A 21,332-nucleotide genomic window follows, 5' to 3' on the forward strand; every position below is an offset into this window, starting at 1 on the left:
TCTACTATCACATAATAATAGTTTTTGTCGAATAATGCTAGCGTCCTAGCAAAAAAATAGTAAATTACCCTAGAAAAGTTTGTTCTCCACTGATTTTCATACTTTTTTAAATTCCCGTTTTAAAAAAACATTCTTCTACCCTAGTTCTTCTCTACTATTTGAACTAATCTTCTAGTATTCTTACATGACTTATGGCTCAATTTCCCACCTTTTCGCTTTAGACCCCTCAAAATAGTGTATAGCTCCGTATAGATAAATAAGAAGAAGAAAATTCCCAATATAGAGAGGAGATTGATGACATGATACATAATGTTACTTACATGAAAAGACACCCACTGATTACAAGGCCAGATAATGTTTACAAAGGAAGTGACCGCCGAAATCGCCAACAACAATTGCCCGAGAAAAATCTGACAATAAACATAGAAAATCAACCATCATTTGCTACTTATATTGAGTTATATAGTGAACAAGAAAGATCAACAACGATAGATGTAAGAATTTAATAGTTCTCTTAACAAACAGGATCCTGATATTTTTTATAGCGCTTATATTTACAAAACAACACTCGTAACATTTATTGAGTGGTTTTTAGCGTACGCTCTTTTTATATTCCGCCAATGTGAGTAATATTAAGCTTTTCTTGGAACAATAGACATGGAATTTATTGTTCAAGTCAAGAGAGGCGGCTAACTTATGTCGAAACAACAAATAGGTGTAATTGGTTTAGCGGTAATGGGAAAAAACTTAGCTTTAAACATTGAGAGCAGAGGCTACACAGTATCCGTTTTTAATCGTTCTTCAGAAAAAACGGAAGAAATGTTACGAGAATCTAGTGGAAAAAATATTGTAGGTACATATAGCATTGAAGAGTTTGTTCAATCATTAGAAACACCTCGAAAAATTTTATTAATGGTCAAAGCAGGAACACCAACCGATGCAACAATTGAACAACTAAAGCCGGCACTCAATAAGGGTGACATTATTATCGATGGTGGAAATACCTTTTTTGTCGATACGCAACGAAGAAATAAAGAATTAAGTGCCCTAGGAATCCATTTTATTGGTACTGGGGTTTCAGGCGGCGAAGAAGGTGCTCTTAAAGGACCTTCGATCATGCCAGGTGGACAAAAAGAAGCTTACGATCTAGTGGAGAATATTCTTAAAGATATTTCTGCAAAAGTAGATGATGACCCTTGTTGTACTTATATTGGTCCTGATGGTGCTGGCCATTATGTAAAGATGGTACACAACGGAATTGAGTATGGTGATATGCAGTTAATTTCAGAAGCATATTTTTTAATGAAACATGCCTTAGGCTTAGACGCCAGGGAGTTTCACGAAATATTTGCCGAGTGGAACAAAGGTGAACTAGACAGTTATTTAATTGAAATCACCGCTGATATTTTCACAAAAACTGATGAAGAAACAGGAAAGCCACTCGTTGATGTTATTTTAGATACAGCTGGGCAAAAAGGGACTGGAAAATGGACCAGTCAAAGTGCCTTAGATCTTGGTGTACCGTTGCCAATCATTACGGAGTCTGTCTTTGCACGATTTATTTCAGCTATGAAAGATGAACGTGTAAAAGCTAGTGAGGTATTAAAAGGCCCAGAACCAGTCACATTAAATGAGGATAAACAGTCATTCATTGAGGCCGTTCGTAAAGCTCTTTATATGAGCAAAATTTGTTCCTATGCCCAAGGCTTTGCACAAATGAGAGCTGCTTCAAACGAGTATGATTGGAATTTAAGCTATGGTGATATCGCGATGATTTTTAGGGGTGGTTGTATAATTAGAGCCGCATTCCTCCAAAAGATTAAAGATGCTTACGATCGTGATCCACATCTACCAAACTTACTGCTTGATACTTATTTCAAGGATATTGTAGAGGGCTATCAAGGAGCTCTACGAGAAGTAATCGGTCATGCGATTACTCGTGGAATTCCTGTCCCTTGTTTTTCAAGTGCCTTGGCTTATTTTGATAGTTACCGTACTGCTTCCTTACCTGCCAACCTTCTTCAAGCACAACGTGATTATTTTGGTGCGCATACGTATCAAAGAATAGATAAAGAAGGAATTTTTCATACAGAATGGATGGAAAAATAATCTCATAATTAAGATGAGGAGCTTTTCCAAAAATATAAAGGAGTGCACTTTTGCACTCCTTTACTACTTTATTCTTCTTTTAAACCCTCAAATAATAATGCTCTAGCAGGAGCGCCGTCAATTCCAGCTAGCTTCAATGGACTAATCACCATGAAATATTGTCCTTCTGGTATTTCCTTTAAACGCAACCCTTCTACAATAATCACATTGTTTGTGAATAAGGTTTTATGGGTTGGATGTCCCTCCTGGCTACGCTCAATTCCTAAAGTGTCAATACCAACTCCACGAATGCCAATTTCAGCTAAGTACCGAGCTCCAGACTCCTCTAAATAAATAAAGTCAAAATTAAACTCTTCGTCAAATGAATTTTTCGTTTTTAAGATGATAAAATCATCTCTTTGGATCTCAAAACGTTCTAAATCTTCTTTGGTTACCTTATCATTTACACCGGTTAAATCAAATACTTTACACTGTCCAACTAATTTTTCTATGGAGATAGTCTCAATCGTTTCTCCATTTACGATCATATGTAGTGGTGCATCCACATGCGTACCCGTGTGAGCATCTATTTCTAACCTCGTTTCAGTTACATAACCATTTGTAACTGTTGTAAGTTTTGGTTGCTTTTCCTTCTTGTCTTTATAGACAGGCATGCCTTCAAAAATAGGTGATGAAATATCGTACACCTTCACGTCTATCAATCCTTTCTGTTCTACATTGAGTCAGATAATGACCACCAATGAAAATCATCTTTAGCCAGTAATACATTTGCTTCGTCAGGTCCCATTGTCCCCGCGGGATATGTAGATATACTTGTAACCTCATCATTCTCCCATATTCTAGAGATTGGATCAACAAATTGCCATGACAAAGCTACCTCATTCCAATGTGTAAAATTCGTAGCATCTCCTCGCACACAGTCATAGAGAAGTTTTTCATATGCCTCTGGAGTATTAAGTACATCTTCACAGTTATTGCAGTAATCTAGCTTGACTGGTGCAATCCCTATTTTTTTTCCTTGTCTTTTAGCATTCAAAGAAAGCGTAATCCCCTCCATTGGTTGAATATGGATAACCAATAAATTGGGATTTAGATGTTGTTCGCTATTATTATAATAAAGGTTCATTGGTATATCTTTAAATTGAACCACAATTTTTGTTGATTTTTCTTTCATCCTTTTCCCAGTTCGGATGTAGAAAGGTACATTAGCCCATCTGAAATTATCTATCAAAATTTTTCCAGCCACATACGTTTCAGTCGTTGATTTTTCACTTACATTATTTTCTTCTCGATAACCTATGACACGCTCTCCATTAATTTCCCCACTGCTGTACTGGCCTCTAACGAAATACTCATGAACTTCTGTTTCCTTAACAGGCCTCATCGCCCGTAACACCTTAATCTTTTCACTGCGAATTTCATCAGTTGTTAACTTAATCGGTGGTTCCATCGCAAGGAGTGAAACCATTTGAAGCATATGATTTTGAACCATGTCTCGCAATGCCCCAGATTTTTCGTAGTAACCTCCCCGATCTTCAACACCTAATACTTCACTTGAAGTTATTTGTATATTAGCTATGTAGCGATTGTTCCAGAGCGGTTCAAAAATAGCATTCGCAAAACGGATGACTTCAATATTTTGAACCATTTCCTTTCCAAGATAATGATCAATTCGGTAGATCTGATCCTCGGTAAAGGCTTGGCTAATCTGTTCATTTAATAACTGCGCTGAAGGAAGGTTATGTCCAAACGGCTTTTCAATAATTAAACGGCTATAACCACTTGTGTTAGTGAGACCTTCTCTTTTTAAGTGCTGGGCTATTTCACCGAAAAACTCAGGTGCCATTGCCAAATAGAAAATTCGGTTTCCTTCTACCTGATATTCCTCATCTAACTGCACTAACTGGCCCTTCAGGTCTACATATGAATTCCTATTTGTAACATCGAAAGGATGATAATAAAAATGCTGTGAAAACTCTCTAGTGTATGCATTATCTGTACCAACGGATTTTACAACATTTGTTTGAAATTCTTCTTGTGATAACTCACGTCTACCTATCCCAACAACTGCAAATTTTTCTGAGAGCTGTCCTTTGGAATAAAGGTTATAAATAGATGGGAATAATTTTCTCTTTGCTAAATCCCCAGTTGCACCGAAGATTACAACGATTGTCTTGACTTGCTCTGTTATTTCCATTAGCGAACCTCTCTTTATCGTCATTCTGTGGGCAAATCCTAGTGATTAGCATTCCATAAACGACAAATTTTAGTATCTTATCTATTTATGAAGAGAAAATTTTAAAAAGGCATCTGAGAATAAGAAAAGCGCAAGGCGCCCGCCTATCGGCGACAAGCAAATGTTCTGACCGATAAAAAGTGTGCTCTTTCACTTTTAATCTAGGAAAAAGAATTTCACTTTTTCTTCGGTCAGGTTATTTGACCTCGAGCCGATGGCGCCTGGAGCTAGACCATTTTTAAGTTAAAAATTATATACTTTCTTATGTTATGACAAAAAAAACACGCACTCTGCGTGTTTTCACATTAGGTTTCTTAGTTTCCTTCTAATCTTTGCTTAGGATCTATCTCGTTACCAGCTAGTCGTTTTGATAACGTCTTACGCCAACTCGCTGAAAGTGCATCTACTTCTAAAAGTGTATTTATCGCTTCAAAATTACTCTTATCGTGGTGCATAATCTTGTTAGCGTAATAAACTGAAATTTTATGTGGATGTTTTTCCAACAAATTGATGGTTGCACCAGGCTCGACAATTCCTACTTTTATGACTCGGAAATAGTAGCCCGTGTAGCCTGTCTCCTCAACTAAAACTGGCAATTGAGAAATACTATGTTTGGCAGCGAGCTTAAAACACGGTTGTCTAGGTTGACTAATTTGAACAACTGCTTCTCCTACCTGAAAAGTATCCCCGATGCAAACATCGCCTTCGGTCAATCCACTAACTGTTAGATTTTCACCAAAGGCACCGTACTCTAATTTTCGGTTTAGTTCCTTTTCCCAATATTGGTAATGTTCAACTGGATATACGCAAACAGCCTTGTCCACTCCACCATGATGAACGAGATCGGCCTGTTGATCTCCATCAAAATTCTCTTTTCCCAAGAAAATTGCTTCTGTAATGGCAGTTTTATAAATCCCTGTTTGAATTTCCTTGTTTTTGTACTTTATATTCTGTGGTTTTCCAATATTTATTGATTGGATTTTTGGCTTTGTCATCTAGGTCATCCTTCCTTTGTTAGCAAGTTACGATAGATACGAGGAATACTGCACCAATTTAAGGAATAACAATAATATTTGTCGTAACTCTTCGTTCTACCCCATCCGATGGTTTATTTAATATTTTCCCATTATAGTAAAAAGTACTTGAGCCACCACCATCTAAATTATAAGCATCACGGATATTAAACTCTAGAAGTTTATCTTGTGCTTCTTCAAGTGTAACCCCATTACTCCAGCCACCTCGCCTTCCATCGACCACCATGAAGAATAGGTCCCCATTATCAAAGTGGCCAATTAGTGTTCGAGGGTGTCTAGTGTTGGCCCACCTTGCAGGGATTGGCTGCTTTTCTCCCGACTTTAACAAGGTAGGTAGGAAGCTCGCCCCTTGCATGACTTCAAGTTTTTCAACGTCTGCTCTTGAAGTAACGTTTCCACCAACAAGTCTACCCTGTTTATTAAACCCAATAAAACTCAAACTGGTATCATAAAAGGTCACAATTTCTCCATCAACAACCGTTATCCCAATTGGATAAAGCTTGCCATTTTGTCTTGTAAATCCTCCTGCATTGATCGCAAGGATTGCTCCAGTTCGAGCTGCTGATTGACTAGTAGTTTCACCATCACTGGCAATTTGATCATTTGCTAAAACCATCCGAATCGCATTTGGGTTTTGGAGACGCACTTTCGCCATATAGCCTCTGTAACCTGCTTCTTCTAAAGAATAAATTTTAACAATAGAATTTTCTCCAAATGTTTGCCCTATTGGATCACCTAGCATTGTCGCTAATAATTGTTCAATTAAATCCGCAGACATTTTCTGTTGTCTCGCACTTACATCGACAATTGACTCAAGCCTCGCCTGTTGTTCCATATACGCAAGTAACTCTTCGTGAGCACTTTCTTGGACAAGTTCTAAGATTTCATTGGAAATCTTTGTTACGGACTGGACTTCTGAAATTAACTCTCGTTTCTCAAAGAGATTTTGTCTCATGATTTCGTGTTGAATTTTTATCGTTTGTTGATCTTCACTGAAACTAGGGTCTTCTAGACCAATATAGGGATTTGTTATGTTTAAGTACAAAGCTACGCCTAGAACAGGAGCTAGTAGGGAGACTAGAAAGAGTTGAACCTTAGTGAGCACGTGCTGCTTCCTCCAATTTTTTCAACTGCGCCGTTAGCTCATTCAAACGCTTATCTAGTTCCGTAATCCTTTCTTGCAATGCAACTCTCGTTTGATCGCTCCCAGTGATTGTCTCCCCAGTAATTTCTAATGCATCTTTAATAACACTAATTTCATTAGAAATGATTGTTAGTTCCTCTGTTGAATGTTTCAATTCCGCATTAAACCGTTGCAACTGTTCAACAACTTCCTCATTCTGTTGACTCATTTCTTCCATTTGCTCATCTATATACGTATGGATTTCTGTAAAATAGCTAGTGGCATATGTATAGCCGCCGTATAGGAGCCCTATCCATATGAGAATAGACACAACAGCTAGCACAAGTCGTCTCCCATTTCCCATTTCCCTTTTTTTTCTTTTGCTTGAAGCTCGTTCATAGTTGTTTTCGTTTTGTAAACTCATCTTAAAACCCTTTCCTACATTTTTGTACCTACTATCTTATCACATTATGAATAGGTTTTAATTGATCCAAAGATTTTTCAACGAAAAAAAAATAGGTGTGAATGAATACTACATAAAGTCCCTAGGAAGAAACTGAATACAATCTGCATCAAAAACTGAACCTTTAAAAGTTGCATTTTATCGTCCTACCTCTGAGGTATCCTACGAATTAGAATAATGGGAAGTTTCACCATGAAGAAAAAACTTTCAAAAAAGGAAATTGTGAAGACAGACCATCATATAGTAAAACTAGCCGAACTTTCTAAATCAAACCATAGAGAGGTGACCAGATGATTTATCAGAAAATCCACAGTAATTTTAGACCTACCTATGCAAAATCACTTCATAATCGCCTTTACGATTCCGACTTTTTACAGGAATATGGTAATATCATTCGTTTGATTATCGACTCTACGGAATATTGGAACAAACTACGACAACGAGTAGATTACCTCGTCTACTCATTTGTATTAAAACACAGTTCCAAAGAAGAAGTTTCTCCAACAGAAAGCGATCCTCTTAACGTTGATAGTCTATTTGAATTAGTTGAACAGGATATGAAAAGACTAGATTTAGATTACGAAGCTATTCTAATTGATGAGCTTTTTCGTTCATTTACTAGATGTATTAAAGGAAATTTTGTTTATTCAGATACTCATTATGATTACTTTACCGCACCATATTTTTCAAGCGAAATTTATGGAGACTATCCAGATCAAGGAACAAGTTATTTAGATAATTTAACTGAGGAATTATTTGATGAGCCATTAGAGGTTCTTATTGAAAGTATAAAAAAGCGAGTCGATATCTGGGGTTAAAAGGAAAAGGGACATTTCGTAATGTCCCTTTTAAAGCTTTGCTAATAGAATTGTAATGATTAATGTAATTAGACCTGCCGAAAGGAAGACTCCCTGAAATTTCACTTGTTCCTTGGTTGCTTTATAGTCTTGTTGAAGTTTATCTTGGTACTGCTCATCCGGAGGAGTAAATGTTGTATAAGTTGGGCTAACAGCACTTCTACCATGGGTAAGCGTCTTATGAAGAGGAAAAGTTCCAAGTAGAAGCAATACAGAAAACCCAAATCCCCAGAGTTTTATCTTTTCCAAGTCTATTCCCTTTGTAAGCATTAATGAAGTTATGAATAGCAAAGTATAGATACAGACTGAGACTGCTGTCCCAATTCCAATTGTTCTTCTCATCTTAATATCTCCCCGCCTCGGATGGTTTTACTATCATTTTAGCAAAATATCACCATTTTAATGGTGTTAACTATTCCCATTTTAGATGATTTCCTACTTTGAAAGTTTTGAGTTATAATATATATTCACATACTTTTGTAACTAAAGGAGATTTTCATGATCGAGATAAAGACTTCCCCACTAACAGACGGTGAATTTAATAGAGGTGTGTTTGCAACAGAAGATATAAGAAAAGGGCAATTATTTCATGTAGCTCCTGTAATCCCATATCCGAATGTAGAGCACATACTAATTGAAGAAACAGCGCTAGCAGACTATGTGTTTGAATACGGAATAAATCACAGTGCTATAGTTCTAGGCTACGGCATGCTATTTAACCATTCTTACGAGCCTAACGCAACATATGATATCAAATTTGAAACTCATACATTTGAATATTACGCTTACAAAGATATTAAGGCCGGAGAAGAAATTTTAATTAATTATAATGGTGACGTAGATGATCGTGAGCCACTTTGGTTTATGAAGGAAGAGAAGGAAGAAAAGGAATAGTCAAACAAACCATCATTCTATTTGATGGTTTGTTTGTTTTCATACTTTGTCCAGTCTGAATTGCTAATTTGATTAGATAAGCGGATGATTTTGTCTTTTAGAGTTTGTGCTTTTGTCCCTGTCAGCGGTGTCGGTTGGAAATTATTGCGATCACTGACCGATGAAACACTAAAAGGGATGACATTAATATCCTTCTTCGTTGTTAGACTTCCACCTTGAACATGGAATGTTTGCTGAAATACAAAAGTATCTTTATCAGAAGGATTCCTATTCCCTCCAAACATGAAATTCCCAAGACTATAGACGATAAATTTATCCTTGTACATTTCTATCCCCTGCACAACATGGGGATGATGACCAACCACTAAATCGGCACCAGCATCAATGGTATGTCTACCTAATGACTTTTGTGTTTGATTAGGAACATAACTCTTTTCTTGCCCCCAGTGGAAGTTAACAATAATGATGTGTGTACCTTGACCTCTTAGTGCTTGAATATCCTCTTTAATTTGACTTCTAATTGTTGTTGTATCGTTCCAACCTGTATAACCTAAAAATCCAATTTTAACACCTTTAATGTCATGAATATGGTAGTCTTCATAACCAAAATAGCCGACACCTGCTTGTTTCAAATGTTTCTTCGTATCGTCATACCCTTTTTGTAGGTAATCAAACGTATGATTATTTGCTAGATTTACAACATCAATACCACCAAGAGTTAAGATTTCTGTATAATCCGGATTTCCCTTAAATGCAAACTGTTTTTTTGCTTTTGTAGTTGCAGTAGTAAGTGGACCTTCTAAATTCACCATAGTAAGGTCATCTTTTGAAAAGAGATCTTTGATATTTTTTATAAAAAAGGCATGTCCATTATTCTTTGCAGTTTGATTAAAGCTACCTTGATATCCATATGATTCATCGCTTCCCAAGGTAACATCACCTGCTGCGCTGATGGTAATGGTAATAACTTCTGGCTCTACATGTATTCTTAGTTCTTTTTCATTTGTCGTTACAACCGCTTGATTGCTTTTACCATCCCATTTCACTGTTCCCCCAAATGCCTCGCCTACAAACCGGAGCGGGACATATGTTTTACCTGCTATAATCTGAGGTGCAACATCTAAATGGATAGATTTATGATTTAGTTTTACAATCGGGTTATTGATCTCCATGGTAATCGTTACGTTTTGATTTGATGCAATAATAGATTTGTCTACCTCGTTCCATTTTACTTCAGCACCTAGATGCTCAAAGATCACACGCATTGGGACAAGGGTTCTCCCTTCTACCAACAATCCACCATCTATTGATTCCATTGCATGAACATGAACATGGGTAGATCCTAGCATAATCAATATTGCTAGAGTTACGATGATATACCTCAAAAAAAAACCTCCCTAGTAAATAGTATCTAGGGAAGTTTATTTTCAGAATACTAGATTTATGCTAGTTAATATTACCCTATAAGACCTTTTTTCATCGCTATTTTTTCACAACGGTTAAAATAAATAGGCGAGTGAATTCCCATTAGAATAGTTACGTCTGTCAAGGGAAGAGCTCCTTTCCTTACCTTTTGGTAGACTCTCCCTTCCTTTTGGTCACGTAAGAGCTCCTTGCGTTACTTTTTGAGAGTCTCGCCTCTCCTTTTGGTCACGTAAGAGCTCCTTGCGTTTCCTTTTGTGAGTCTCTCCCCTCTCTTGGGTCACGGAAGAGCTCCTTGCGTTTCCTTTTTGGAGACTCTCCCTCCTTTTGGTCACGTAAGAGCTCCTTGCGTTACTTTTTGAGAGTCTCGCCCTCCTTTTGGTCACGTAAGAGCTCCTTGCGTTACTTTTTGAGAGTCTCGCCTCTCCTTTTTGGTCACGTAAGAGCTCCTTGCGTTTCCTTTTTGGAGACTCACCCTTCCTTTTGGTAACGCAAGAGCTTCTTGCGTTACCTTTTTGTAGGCTCTCCTTTTGGTCACGTAAGAGCTCCTTGCGTTACCTTTTGAGAGTCTCTCCTCTCCTTTGGGTCACGTAAGAGCTCCTTGCGTTTCCTTTTGAGAGTCTCGCCTCTCCTTTTGGTCACGTAAGAGCTCCTTGCGTTTCCTTTTTGTAGGCTCTCCCTTCCTTTTGGTCACGTAAGAGCTCCTTACGTTACCTTTTGAGAGTCTCGCCTCTCCTTTTGGTCACGTAAGAGCTCCTTGCGTTACCTTTTGAGAGTCTCTCCTCTCCTTTTGGTCACGTAAGAGCTCCTTGCGTTACCTTTTGAGAGTCTCTCCTCTCCTTTGGGTCACGTAAGAGCTCCTTGCGTTTCCTTTTTGGAGACTCCCCCTTCCTTTTGGTAACGCAAGAGCTTCTTGCGTTACTTTTTGAGAGTCTCGTCTCTCCTTTTGGTCACGTAAGAGCTTCTTGCGTTTCCTTTTGCGAGACTCTCTTCTCCTTTTGGTCACGTAAGAGCTCCTTGCGTTTCCTTTTGAGAGTCTCGCCTCTCCTTTTGGTCACGCAAGAGCTTCTTGCGTTTCCTTTTGCGAGACTCTCTTCTCCTTTTGGTCACGCAAGAGCTTCTTGCGTTTCCTCTTTGCGAGACTCTCCTCTCTTTTAGGGAACGCAAAAGCTCCTTGCGTTACCTCAGCAGAGACCCTCCTCTCTTTTAGGGAACGCTAAATCTTCTTGCGTTACCTAAACAGAGACTCTCCTCTCTTTTAGGGCACGCAAGATCTTCTTGCGTTTCCTTTTGAGCGACTCTTTTCTTTTTTCGTAACGCTAGTCAACCTATGTTATTTTTCATAGCACTATTCATAATAAGAATGTTTTCCAAACCTAACCATCCTCATATTTCTCTGTAAAGCTACCCTCACCGCTTTTCTTGACTTAATGATCTTACACCACTCTTGAATGGCACCAACTGTTATTTTTCTATCTGGGAACAGTAAGTTATACTCTTCAACACTTCGCATTAGTGCCACTTCAACTTTTTCAACGGTGCCGCATGTCTTACAAACTAATTTTCTACTAGAAAGAGCATCTTGGAATGAGTTACACTTTGCGCAAATGACACCTTTTTTTAATTGGTCATATGTATAACTGGGTAATTTATTAAAGGGGTATTTTGTAGAGTGATTAGCATGAATGAGATTGGCTATCTCTCGGTGCTTGTTGGTAATTTTAGACGTTGTTTTCACGAATTTTTTTAAAAACATATTTAATTGAGTAGGTAGGATAATCGGAAGATCTCTTGGGGCTTGAAACAAAGTAAATTCAGGGTTATTAAAGATGAGGTAAGATTCTACTGGGATTGTAATATTGTGAGCTGAAAGCCACTGCCTAAAAAGGGTTTCACAGCGGTTAAGTTGGTGTACGGGGTTTTTAATCTCCTTGCCAGAATCAAAGTACCAATGATCATCATCAATGTAGTAGACACCTTCAGAGTATTTAACGTCAAGGTTGTACATTTTTTGCGGAGTTAAAACTAATGTATCAATTTGAAAAAAGGAGTTCTTATACTCTAGCAGCAAATCATGCAAAATCAAGCATTCATGTTCTGAAAGTTTGTGGCTAAGTAGATGATCAAAATTTTGTTCACCTTCAAGTCCCTTCTCAGCATTCAAATAATTACATTTTTCATTGTCCGATAAATCACCTCGATTATACAAAGACGTAAGTATTTTAAAGTCATCTGATCTCGTTCGATGTTTAATTACATCCATACCTGTTCCTCCTTTCACATTCTAAGAATAATATAATCATAAACTAGTAGAAATTCAAATTAATTTTCTTTTCTAAAACATTGTTGTAAAGTAAGCTTAAATACTTCCAGAAGGAGCCATACTTATGAGCAAGCCTGATAAATGTTATTGCCTTGAAATTTTTCGAAAAAAATACGGGAATCACGTGACAGGCAATTGCTTAAAGTTAGACTGTCAACGTTATCGACGTGAGAATAACATACCTGATAATAAAAGTGAAAATAATAAAAACTAACGTCCTCTTTAACTAAAAAAAGGAAACTCAATGAAATTGAGTTCCCCTTTTACTAAATGACTATGCCTTTACCGAACGATCCTTATCTTTTGGTGGCATTAATGCTCTCCAAGCTTCGATTATTAAGAAGATACAAAGAACAAATAATACGAACGCAGAAACTGCTAAGAAATACTTTTGGGCTAGAAAATTATTGTACATTAAAAGCATTAACGCAGAAATTGTTACAATGAACATGAAAACCATTGGGATAGCTGTGAAGTATGCTTTTACACCAATTTTGGTTAACCAAGCAGTAATTGCTAGTAACGCAAGGGCTCCTAACATTTGGTTCGCTGAACCGAATAATGGCCAAACCGAACTCCAAGTTCCTGAAAGAGCTAACGCTCCAGCACCTACTAACACGATAACTGTAGAAAGGTGGTTACTCTTTGCTAAACCAGGCATTTTTTGCTCGGCTAACTCTTGAACAGCATATCGCCCTAGGCGAGTCGCAGAGTCAAGTGTTGTTAATAGGAACGCCGATGCAGTTAATGCAACAAAAGACGTTGCCACTGCTTGACTAATTCCCCAATGAGACATGAAGAAACCAACACCTGCCGCAAATGCACCAATCGGTCCACCTAACTCAGCTAATCGAGTAGCAGCCTCCGCTTGCGTTAAGTAAGCAACTGAACCAATCGCAATAATAGCTAAGAAACCTTCAAGTAACATTGATCCGTAAGCGATAAACTTCCCATTTTTCTCATTATCTAATTGCTTAGCTGTTGTCCCAGATGATACAAGTGAGTGGAAACCTGAAATTGCTCCACAAGCAATTGTAATAAATAATATTGGGAACAAGAACCCTAATGTAGGGTTATGGAAACCTGTGAATGCTGGATAGATAAGTGTCGGATTCGCAAAAAGGATCCCCACTGCTCCACCAATAATCATTCCATATAAAAGAAACGCATTTAAGTAATCACGCGGTTGTAACAGTACCCAAACCGGTAGGACTGATGCAGCGTACGCATATGCTAATAGGATTAAAGACCACACTGATGCACTTAGTGATAACGGGAACGCTAAACCAACCCAAACCGCTAACAGCATGGCGATAATTCCTAAGACACTCGCAGATACTAAATTCATTTTTAATTGATTGACTAGAAAACCGAAAATGATTGCAATTCCTAAGAAGACTACGGACGCAGTTGCTGCAGATGGGTATGCAACAAATGTGTTAGAAACTAGAATGATAAACACACCAACAATTAAGATCAAAGTTGCAATTGAAAACGTAAGGAATAAGACCTGACCTCTTTTACCGATATACTCTTTAATAATGGTTCCAATTGATTGTGCTCTGTGTCGGATTGAGGCCTGCAGGGAAGTGTAATCATGAACTCCCCCAACAAAAATACTTCCAAAGATAATCCAAAGTACAGCTGGAACCCATCCAAATACTACCGCGGTTATCGGACCAACAATAGGTCCTCCACCAGCAATCGTCGCAAAGTGGTGTCCTAATAAAACTGGTTTTTTCGCCGGAACATAGTCTACGCCATCATACATTGTATTGGCGGGAGTCTCTTTATTTGGATCAATACGTAATTTGTTTTCGATATACTTCCCATACGTATAATAGGCAAAAATGAAAACGCTTCCAGCTATAGCTAATAAAAGTAATAAGTTCAAGTTTGTTCCTCCTTTTTCAATAACGATTTTAAAAATGGTTCCACATAGGTATCACCCTTGCGATGGACATAAACTTTTTCTGCATGTAAATCGACAATTGCTAGGTATAGTTCCGCCCACCCGTGCATTCCGTACTTAATGAATTTTACTTTTCGATATTTCCTCACCCCCTTAATGAATGCCTCTGTTACAGGCTGATCAGTAACGACAACCCCTAGGAAAATCGTTGACATATGTTCCTTATGATGAGCAACATACGAATTGATGTTTTCCCTTATATCTCTTTCAAACTGTTGGATAAACTCTTTAGTTAGGGGTTCCTCTCTAGTCGCAGCGAATACACATTGCTGATTTTCAATCCCCCATACCTTAATCGTCTTCGTAATTAAGTATTTCTCATCTCTACGTTTATACAATGCAGAAAACGCTAGTGGTGTCTGTCCGATTTTGTCTCCTCGATAAACATCAAAAAATACGACATATTTATTCATAATTTCATTGATATAGTGTTTCATTGTTTGCTGCGTCATTAGCATTCCATCCATCCTTTCTTAAAAACGAGAAATCCCTAGCGCGGTTATATGCTTAAAAAATCCAATGCCTGAAAGCTTTAATGTAAGCTGATTGTCCTTAGTAGGAATTCCTTTTTGAACAAATATGGTAAGATTATCTAACGTAATTTCTTCAAAAAAATTCACATCTTCTGGTTTTCCAAAATCAGTTGCCAATTCGATTGGTCCACCGCCACAACACCCAGCAGCTTTAAGCGTTTTGACTGTTAAGAACCCTCCTTTTTTCTCGATCCAGCTTCTTGCTTCATCATTAATGCTAATTGTTAATGACAATTCAAACACCACCTAAGCAAAAAGGTTTTTTTACACTCCTATTATTTTATTATTTAAATTTTAAAAAAATTATAACAATTATATCAATTTTTTCCAATATTTTTCTAAAAAAATAAACGCCAGGGTTCATCCCCAGCGTTTTTATCCACCTGATAATGGAATAAGCAGTTCAATAACATCACCGTCTTGTAGCTTTTTAGCTTCATCACTACAGATAACTCTATTAACAACTACTAAAGCGTCTTCATCCCATTTTAATCCAAGAGTTACTAAAAATTCTCCAATTGATAGTGTTTGTTCCAAGTAATACTCTTCTTGAATAATATCTAGATAAGGGATAAACGAAACTACCTTAACTATCATTTTATTTTTATAGGTCATTTCTAGTAACACCAATTGTCTCTAATTCATTCGCAGGAACATCAAATACCGTTTTGCTAGCTTTGTTTTCTTCTTCATAGAAATAATCTGGTAATTTATCTTGAGCCTTCGTAAATCCTGCCCTGCGATTAAAAGTGTGTTCTAGCTTTAACGTTTCGTTTGCTATTTTTAACATATCATCCCCGGTAAATGGCTCGCCGCTATAGCCTGATACTAAGTCAGCTAAGATATCCCAACGATTTTGTACTGCGCCTGAACTAAACATGCACATCCCTAAGTGATCCCAAATCGTATTAACAGTTTGGGCATTTTTGGATACATTTACCTGCCCCTCAGGTGCGTGATGATTAATTTGCACTCGTACAGTTTGACCTGCTGTATGGTCTGCCCCCATTGGCGAAGTCGCATAGGTCACACCTAACCCTTTCACGGCCCTAGGATCATACGCTGGCATCGTTTGACCTTTCACTGTCGGAACATGGGGTTCACCATAAATTTTCCCGATAATATCAGCACCGCTGCCAATAATTCTACCTAGTGGGCTGCCTTTTTTAACTTCATGCAATGCTTCTATTGCCGCTTTAGCATCGCCAAAAGAGATGACATTCTGTGCCATTAATACTCCTAATGCTCCACCTGTTTCAATTGTGTCTATCCCATATTCATTACAAAGACGGTTTAATTCTGCTATATCGTCTAGATCACTAATATCAAGATTTGATCCTAGTAACCCAATATTCTCGTATTCGATTGGTCCAGTCACTTTTTTTCCAGCTTTATTTACATACACATTCGAACAACGGATGATACAGCCAGGCATGCAGGCATGTGTTGGTGTGCCTTCTCCTCCCCGTTCCATGATCGTTTTCCGTAGCGTTTCTCCTGTAATATTTTTATAGTCTTCCATCGAGCCTATTGAAAAATTTCTAGTTGGAAGCGCGCCTAAGGCATTTGTTGTTTCTACTAGAGCAGCAGTTCCGAGTTCTGGGAGTACCTTTGCCGTCCCTGGAGTTTCCATTAACCAACTATGGTATTGCTTTAACGCCTGTCTAAAGCGTTCTTTATCTTTCGGTCTATTCTTTTCCACACCACTAGCATCAATGACAATTGCTTTTATTCCTTTTGAACCAGCTACTGCGCCTAAACCTCCTCTTCCGTTAAAACGAGTTGGCTCACCGTCTTTGTCTTGTCCTGCAATTGCGGCAAGATTCATTTTTTGTTCGCCTGAAACACCAATTAGCCAAACAGCAACGTGTTTTCCATAGGAGTCTCGTAACCACGTAGCTGTCTCACTCAGGTCTTTCCCTAAAATTGGTGTTGCATCTGCAAATTGCACACCATCTTTAGATAGGTGAATAATCTTAAAATCGTCCCGTATATTCTCAAATACCAACGCTTTAATCCCGAGCTTTCCTAGGGTCAGTCCAGTTATGCCACCTGCGTTAGCTTCTTTTATTCCACCTGTTAATGGACTTTTTGCTCCGACCGAATATCGGTCAGCACTAGAAGCTCCTGAACCAGTTAACAAGCCAGTAGCAAAAATTAATTTATTGTGAGCTCCTAGCGGATGACACGTAGCTGGGACTTCGTCATGAATTATTTTTGATGTTAGAGCCCTACCACCCAACCTCGAATAATTAGTCCCATCTTCCTCTTTAACCGTTAGCTTATTCATATCTATTTTTAAGATCTTCAATTGACAATCCCTCCCTATTCACTGGATAATTCATTATTTCTATTCTAATCCCTAGACAAAACATTTGTACATTCTTTACTCTGTATATTTTACACAAAGCACCTCAAACTAGCTTTAAAGGGGTGTTATGATGACAGATAAGAAAACAATCGCAGGAACAGATATTGAAGAAGTGAAACGGCTCAATTCCAAGTCCGGTCTTTCTTATAACGAGGCTAAGCTGCTTTTAGCAAAGCAGAAGGGGTTTGTAAAGGGAAAAAGGTAGTAAATGGGTACGGAGAAAAACTAACAGGCGCATAGACTCTATGGTCTATGCGCCTGTCTTGTCTTATAAGAATCACTCAATCTACGTCAGAACTATCATCATAGTCGTATCGGAAACCATCTGTTTGCGCAGAAGTTTCCTCTACGTTTTGCTGTTCTGTTGTTTGTATTGATTTTTGCTTAGTTTTTGGTACTTCGTTATGATCTTTTTGCTTCATTTATACAACCTCCAGACAAATATGCTAACCTTTCCTAGCATTTGTCAAAGAGTCCAGATGTATTCAAAAATCAAATTTTCAAAAAAAGAGGAGCATATGCATAAACAGCGGGTGTTCCACCAGAATGAACAAACAAAACGTTATCATTTGAATTAAAAAAGTGTTTTCTAGATAGGTCAATGAGACCTGCCATCGTTTTCCCTGTATAAACAGGGTCTAGCAAAACCGCTTCCGTACTTGCCACAAGTTTTACCGCCTCAACCATTCCCTCTGTTGGTAATGCGTAACCAGGACCGACATACTCATCAAAACAAGTAATCATTTCGCGTTTGAGGCTTTTTTCAACTCCAAGATGTGTTGTTGTTTCCTTTGTTAACTGATAAACCTTACCTTCTTGTTCGAGTTTGTTCCTGCTTACATTTATTCCAATTACCTTAGTGTCGTAATCTAAGCCAAGAAACCCAGCAACTAATCCTGCATGCATGCCACCACTACCACTTGCACACACGACATAATCAAAACGTACTCCCTGTTCTCTTCCCTGTTGAACTATTTCTTCAGCACAGGCAGCGTAGCCAGTTGCTCCGGTCACATTAGATCCACCAATTGGAATGACATAAGGGGTCCGCCCCATTTCTTTTACTTGTTCGGCAAGTTCCCTCATTTTTTCATAGACATCTGTTCCATTTGGAACAATTACCATTGACTCTGTTCCTAATAATTGATAAAGGAGAAAGTTTCCATTCGAATCTGTATGAAACTGTGATACTTCATTTTCCTCTAGTACTAACATACACTTCATATTTTCCTTAACACATGCCGCTAACGTTAACCTACAGTGGTTTGACTGAATACCTCCAGCTGTGATGACTGTGTCAGCACCTTGCTTTTCGGCGTCTGCAATAAGAAACTCTAACTTCCTCGTTTTATTTCCGCCTTCTGTTAAGCCGAGTAGGTCATCTCTTTTTAGATAGACATTTGGACCTCCTATGGCCTGAGAAAAACGTGACGCTTTTTCTAGCGGTGTTTGAAATTGGGTATATTGATTCCTTGGAAAATGTTTAAAATTCAAATGAATTCTCCTTTCAATTACCATTTTTCACTTCAAAATACTCACTTAAGATTTTAGCAAGAACATCTAATGGTGTTGTTTCAACTTGGCCATAGACTTTTTCAGTGAATAAATGAGTCGCGTTTGGCAACTCTCGTTTTAGCTGCTTCCTAAGCTTTTCACCAGATTCATCGGCATCGACCAGTATATATACATCAAGTTCTTCAACAGGTAAGATTAACTGTTCTAGCTTTTCTTCACTTAACGTACCATACGTACATATGATGTTCACTTGTTCAGCAAGGACTTGCTTCACTTTCTTGCGATCACTCGTTCCCTCAACAATAATTACCTTGTCTACCATACCATTTCACCCTTTGGTACTTAGAAATATAATTCTATAGTACCATTAATCCTAACAATTGGAAAATTGCCTTAATGAGTAAAAATTAAATAGCTAGATACAAAGTAAACGGCTACGAGTACAGCCGAAGGTAGCCAATAAGCGGTTTGAAATCTTGGCAACTTAAAGCGAACTAACGAATAAAGAACAATAATACTTAATACAAACGTCGCGATAGCTGTAATTTCATGTACAGAGGAAACAGCACCAATAATTGTTGCTGGACCGTAAAATACATCAGCACCTATTAATATTAAAATATTAAATAAATTACTTCCAAGGACTGATCCAATTGCTAGATTATAATTTCGTAGTTTAATAGCAATTAGCACAGAAACTGCCTCGGGTAACGATGTACTCGCAGCAATTAAAAAACTTCCTACAAAACTAGAACCTAAACCAGTAATTACTGCTATTTTATCCCCAGTAATAGATAACGCACTACCTGTAATTAAGATGACCACAGCCGCTATTCCAAAGCCAGTAATGGCTTTTTTTAATGAAACAGTAGTTTCTGGCAATTCTTTTTCTTCAGCTACTTCCATTTCTGTGCTGGACGCTTTTTTAGATAGTAAGTACATACCACCAACATAAACAGCTAACAAAATCAACGAATCTAGCCCAATTCCTAAAATAGTATATGGTAACTTTAAAGTTAGCGCGACAAATACAAGAAATGTCAACAGCATTCCTAGGTAAACTGTATAAACGTTACTTTCTGATGCACCTTTAAAAATTTGTTTTTTTCGGAAGTAAAGGTCAAAGCTAGCTATAATTAATAAGTTAAATAGATTACTTCCCAATACATTTCCCACTGCTAAATCGGGATTGTTAATACCAATCGCTGTCAAACTTGTTGTCACCTCAGGTAACGATGTAGCCCCCGCTAGAAATATGGTTCCGATCAGTAAGCCCCCTAATGACGTACGCTCACTAAGTACATCTGCATAGGTTGAGAGCTTCACCGCTGCGATTACTGTGATTGTTGCTGCTAAGATAAATAAGACAAAGACCATGAATACATTCCCCCTAAGTTTGCGAAAATAGAAAAAGACCCTTTTATGAAAAAGCTCTCGAAATAAAAGCTCTTTCATAAAAAGGTCTTGCGTACTTTGTAAAACACAAAGCTTAATGAACCGAGTGAATACATTCACCGAATTGACGATTCATTAACCGTTTGGTCGCTACTCCCCTTTTTGGGCTTATTCTTTTGTCGTAATAAATGTATCACACCTTTAAAAACGCGTCAATTGTTTTAGTTTTGGATTTTCGCAATGTTTCTGTAAATTATTTGTAAAGTTTCTCAATTAATGAAGGGGAATGTTTGTCACTAGGCGAATTGTAACAAAACAACATAATAAAGAGGTGTTTTAAGTAATGAACAAGACATTAATATTTGCTCATAGAGGTTCTGCAGGGACGCATCCAGAAAATACAATGGATGCATTTCAAGCAGCTTTAGACGCTGGTGCTGACGGTATTGAGTTAGATGTTCAACTTACAAAAGATTTTATTCCGGTAGTTATTCATGATGAGACGGTTGAACGAACGACGAATGGAACAGGTTGGGTTAAAGATCTCACACTTGCGGAGCTTCAGCAACTCGATGCTGGGAGTTGGTTTTCCCCTTCCTTTTCGACAGCACGAATTCCAACTTTACAAGAAGTGCTTCAATGGGTTTCTGGTACGCAACTAATTCTAAATATTGAGCTAAAAAATGGCATCGTAAGGTACCCCGACATTGAAAAAAAAGTTCTAGAATTAGTTGAACAATTTAACTTAATGGATCGCGTAATTATTTCCTCGTTTAATCATTATAGTTTAGTAGAAATAAATCAACTTAATAGTGAAATAGAAACAGCAATCCTATTCATGGAAGGTCTTTACGAACCTTGGAACTATGCAAAAGGGATCGGAGCCAGCGGTTTACATTGTTTCTTAGCAGTAGCTGTACCTGAACTTATCATTGGCGCTGCTAAAGCAGGTACTCCTGTTCGACCATTTACAGTAAACGAAGATCATCATATTCAAGCATTAATAAGCGGAGGATGTTCCGCTATTATTACCGATTGGCCAGAAAAAGCTTTTAAAATACGTACGACAATGACTGAGCGCTAAC

Annotated in this window: 23 protein-coding genes; 6 read left to right on the forward strand and 17 right to left on the reverse strand. The window is 37.9% G+C overall.

Features of this window, described 5'->3' with window-relative positions:
- Positions 1 to 299 precede the first annotated feature (299 nt).
- Complete coding sequence (locus DS745_RS15450; protein ID WP_129079143.1) at positions 300 to 506, forward strand: hypothetical protein; 207 nt, start codon at positions 300 to 302, stop codon at positions 504 to 506.
- Positions 507 to 696: 190 nt separating this feature from the next.
- Positions 697 to 2,109, forward strand: a complete 1,413-nt coding sequence (gndA, locus tag DS745_RS15455; protein WP_129079144.1) for an NADP-dependent phosphogluconate dehydrogenase — start codon at positions 697 to 699, stop codon at positions 2,107 to 2,109.
- Positions 2,110 to 2,177: 68 nt separating this feature from the next.
- Here gndA and DS745_RS15460 read toward each other — a convergent pair whose 3' ends face one another.
- The 5 genes from DS745_RS15460 to DS745_RS15480 form a co-directional block, all read right to left on the reverse strand.
- On the reverse strand, positions 2,178 to 2,801 hold the full coding sequence (locus DS745_RS15460) for a cyclase family protein (protein ID WP_129079145.1): 624 nt from the start codon (positions 2,799 to 2,801) through the stop codon (positions 2,178 to 2,180).
- A 20-nt stretch (positions 2,802 to 2,821) separates the two neighbouring features.
- Positions 2,822 to 4,306 (reverse strand): glucose-6-phosphate dehydrogenase, encoded by a 1,485-nt coding sequence (gene zwf, locus DS745_RS15465; protein ID WP_129079146.1) that lies wholly within the window; start codon positions 4,304 to 4,306, stop codon positions 2,822 to 2,824.
- A gap of 353 nt (positions 4,307 to 4,659) precedes the next feature.
- Positions 4,660 to 5,340 (reverse strand): MOSC domain-containing protein, encoded by a 681-nt coding sequence (locus DS745_RS15470; RefSeq protein WP_129079147.1) that lies wholly within the window; start codon positions 5,338 to 5,340, stop codon positions 4,660 to 4,662.
- A 58-nt stretch (positions 5,341 to 5,398) separates the two neighbouring features.
- Positions 5,399 to 6,484: a phosphodiester glycosidase family protein gene (locus DS745_RS15475; RefSeq protein ID WP_129079148.1), complete on the reverse strand. Its 1,086-nt coding sequence runs from the start codon at positions 6,482 to 6,484 to the stop codon at positions 5,399 to 5,401.
- Positions 6,474 to 6,926, reverse strand: coding sequence for a coiled-coil domain-containing protein (locus DS745_RS15480; RefSeq protein WP_129079149.1), 453 nt, complete (start codon positions 6,924 to 6,926; stop codon positions 6,474 to 6,476). Before DS745_RS15480 ends, DS745_RS15475 begins: the two co-directional genes overlap by 11 nt.
- Before the next feature lie 329 nt (positions 6,927 to 7,255).
- Between DS745_RS15480 and DS745_RS15485 the strand changes: the two genes are divergently transcribed.
- On the forward strand, positions 7,256 to 7,783 hold the full coding sequence (locus tag DS745_RS15485; RefSeq protein ID WP_129079150.1) for a hypothetical protein: 528 nt from the start codon (positions 7,256 to 7,258) through the stop codon (positions 7,781 to 7,783).
- Positions 7,784 to 7,813: 30 nt separating this feature from the next.
- Here the strand turns inward: DS745_RS15485 and DS745_RS15490 are convergent, their stop codons facing one another.
- Positions 7,814 to 8,164 (reverse strand): hypothetical protein, encoded by a 351-nt coding sequence (locus DS745_RS15490; protein WP_129079151.1) that lies wholly within the window; start codon positions 8,162 to 8,164, stop codon positions 7,814 to 7,816.
- Positions 8,165 to 8,320: 156 nt separating this feature from the next.
- Here DS745_RS15490 and DS745_RS15495 point away from each other — a divergent pair, with 156 nt between their 5' ends.
- Positions 8,321 to 8,716 (forward strand): SET domain-containing protein, encoded by a 396-nt coding sequence (locus tag DS745_RS15495; RefSeq protein WP_129079152.1) that lies wholly within the window; start codon positions 8,321 to 8,323, stop codon positions 8,714 to 8,716.
- Positions 8,717 to 8,733: 17 nt separating this feature from the next.
- On the opposite strand, the gene DS745_RS15500 is transcribed toward DS745_RS15495, so the two are convergent.
- The 7 genes from DS745_RS15500 to DS745_RS15530 all read right to left on the reverse strand — a co-directional run bounded on the left by DS745_RS15500 (position 8,734) and on the right by DS745_RS15530 (position 17,277).
- Positions 8,734 to 10,101: a CapA family protein gene (locus DS745_RS15500; protein WP_241657843.1), complete on the reverse strand. Its 1,368-nt coding sequence runs from the start codon at positions 10,099 to 10,101 to the stop codon at positions 8,734 to 8,736.
- Between the two features lie 1,385 nt (positions 10,102 to 11,486).
- Positions 11,487 to 12,401, reverse strand: a complete 915-nt coding sequence (locus tag DS745_RS15505) for a nuclease-related domain-containing protein (protein WP_129079153.1) — start codon at positions 12,399 to 12,401, stop codon at positions 11,487 to 11,489.
- Positions 12,402 to 12,735: 334 nt separating this feature from the next.
- Entirely contained in the window at positions 12,736 to 14,355 is a 1,620-nt protein-coding gene (locus DS745_RS15510) for a carbon starvation CstA family protein (RefSeq protein ID WP_129079154.1), read from the reverse strand.
- Positions 14,352 to 14,885 (reverse strand): DUF8052 family protein, encoded by a 534-nt coding sequence (locus tag DS745_RS15515; RefSeq protein ID WP_241657844.1) that lies wholly within the window; start codon positions 14,883 to 14,885, stop codon positions 14,352 to 14,354. Before DS745_RS15515 ends, DS745_RS15510 begins: the two co-directional genes overlap by 4 nt.
- A 21-nt stretch (positions 14,886 to 14,906) precedes the next feature.
- The gene (locus DS745_RS15520) at positions 14,907 to 15,200 is read right to left on the reverse strand and encodes a CC/Se motif family (seleno)protein (protein ID WP_129079156.1); all 294 of its coding nucleotides are present in this window, start codon (positions 15,198 to 15,200) and stop codon (positions 14,907 to 14,909) included.
- A 141-nt stretch (positions 15,201 to 15,341) separates the two neighbouring features.
- On the reverse strand, positions 15,342 to 15,581 hold the full coding sequence (locus tag DS745_RS15525) for a MoaD/ThiS family protein (RefSeq protein ID WP_129079157.1): 240 nt from the start codon (positions 15,579 to 15,581) through the stop codon (positions 15,342 to 15,344).
- Positions 15,571 to 17,277, reverse strand: coding sequence for an aldehyde ferredoxin oxidoreductase C-terminal domain-containing protein (locus tag DS745_RS15530; protein ID WP_206662935.1), 1,707 nt, complete (start codon positions 17,275 to 17,277; stop codon positions 15,571 to 15,573). Before DS745_RS15530 ends, DS745_RS15525 begins: the two co-directional genes overlap by 11 nt.
- Positions 17,278 to 17,407: 130 nt before the next feature.
- Here DS745_RS15530 and DS745_RS25395 point away from each other — a divergent pair, with 130 nt between their 5' ends.
- Entirely contained in the window at positions 17,408 to 17,542 is a 135-nt protein-coding gene (locus tag DS745_RS25395; RefSeq protein ID WP_277750928.1) for a hypothetical protein, read from the forward strand.
- Positions 17,543 to 17,618: 76 nt separating this feature from the next.
- On the opposite strand, the gene DS745_RS24630 is transcribed toward DS745_RS25395, so the two are convergent.
- From DS745_RS24630 to DS745_RS15545, 4 genes are all read right to left on the reverse strand, one after another.
- Entirely contained in the window at positions 17,619 to 17,759 is a 141-nt protein-coding gene (locus tag DS745_RS24630) for a hypothetical protein (RefSeq protein WP_161568282.1), read from the reverse strand.
- Between the two features lie 70 nt (positions 17,760 to 17,829).
- Positions 17,830 to 18,831, reverse strand: coding sequence for a D-cysteate sulfo-lyase (gene cuyA, locus DS745_RS15535; RefSeq protein ID WP_129079158.1), 1,002 nt, complete (start codon positions 18,829 to 18,831; stop codon positions 17,830 to 17,832).
- 13 nt (positions 18,832 to 18,844) lie between these two features.
- Complete coding sequence (locus DS745_RS15540; protein WP_129079159.1) at positions 18,845 to 19,174, reverse strand: toprim domain-containing protein; 330 nt, start codon at positions 19,172 to 19,174, stop codon at positions 18,845 to 18,847.
- 71 nt (positions 19,175 to 19,245) lie between these two features.
- On the reverse strand, positions 19,246 to 20,229 hold the full coding sequence (locus tag DS745_RS15545) for a sodium:calcium antiporter (RefSeq protein ID WP_129079160.1): 984 nt from the start codon (positions 20,227 to 20,229) through the stop codon (positions 19,246 to 19,248).
- Between the two features lie 361 nt (positions 20,230 to 20,590).
- Between DS745_RS15545 and DS745_RS15550 the strand changes: the two genes are divergently transcribed.
- Positions 20,591 to 21,331 (forward strand): glycerophosphodiester phosphodiesterase, encoded by a 741-nt coding sequence (locus DS745_RS15550; protein ID WP_129079161.1) that lies wholly within the window; start codon positions 20,591 to 20,593, stop codon positions 21,329 to 21,331.
- The last annotated feature ends 1 nt before the right edge of the window (position 21,332 follow it).

The sequence above is a fragment of the Anaerobacillus alkaliphilus genome, from assembly GCF_004116265.1.
Classification (GTDB): Bacteria; Bacillota; Bacilli; order Bacillales; family Anaerobacillaceae; genus Anaerobacillus; species Anaerobacillus alkaliphilus.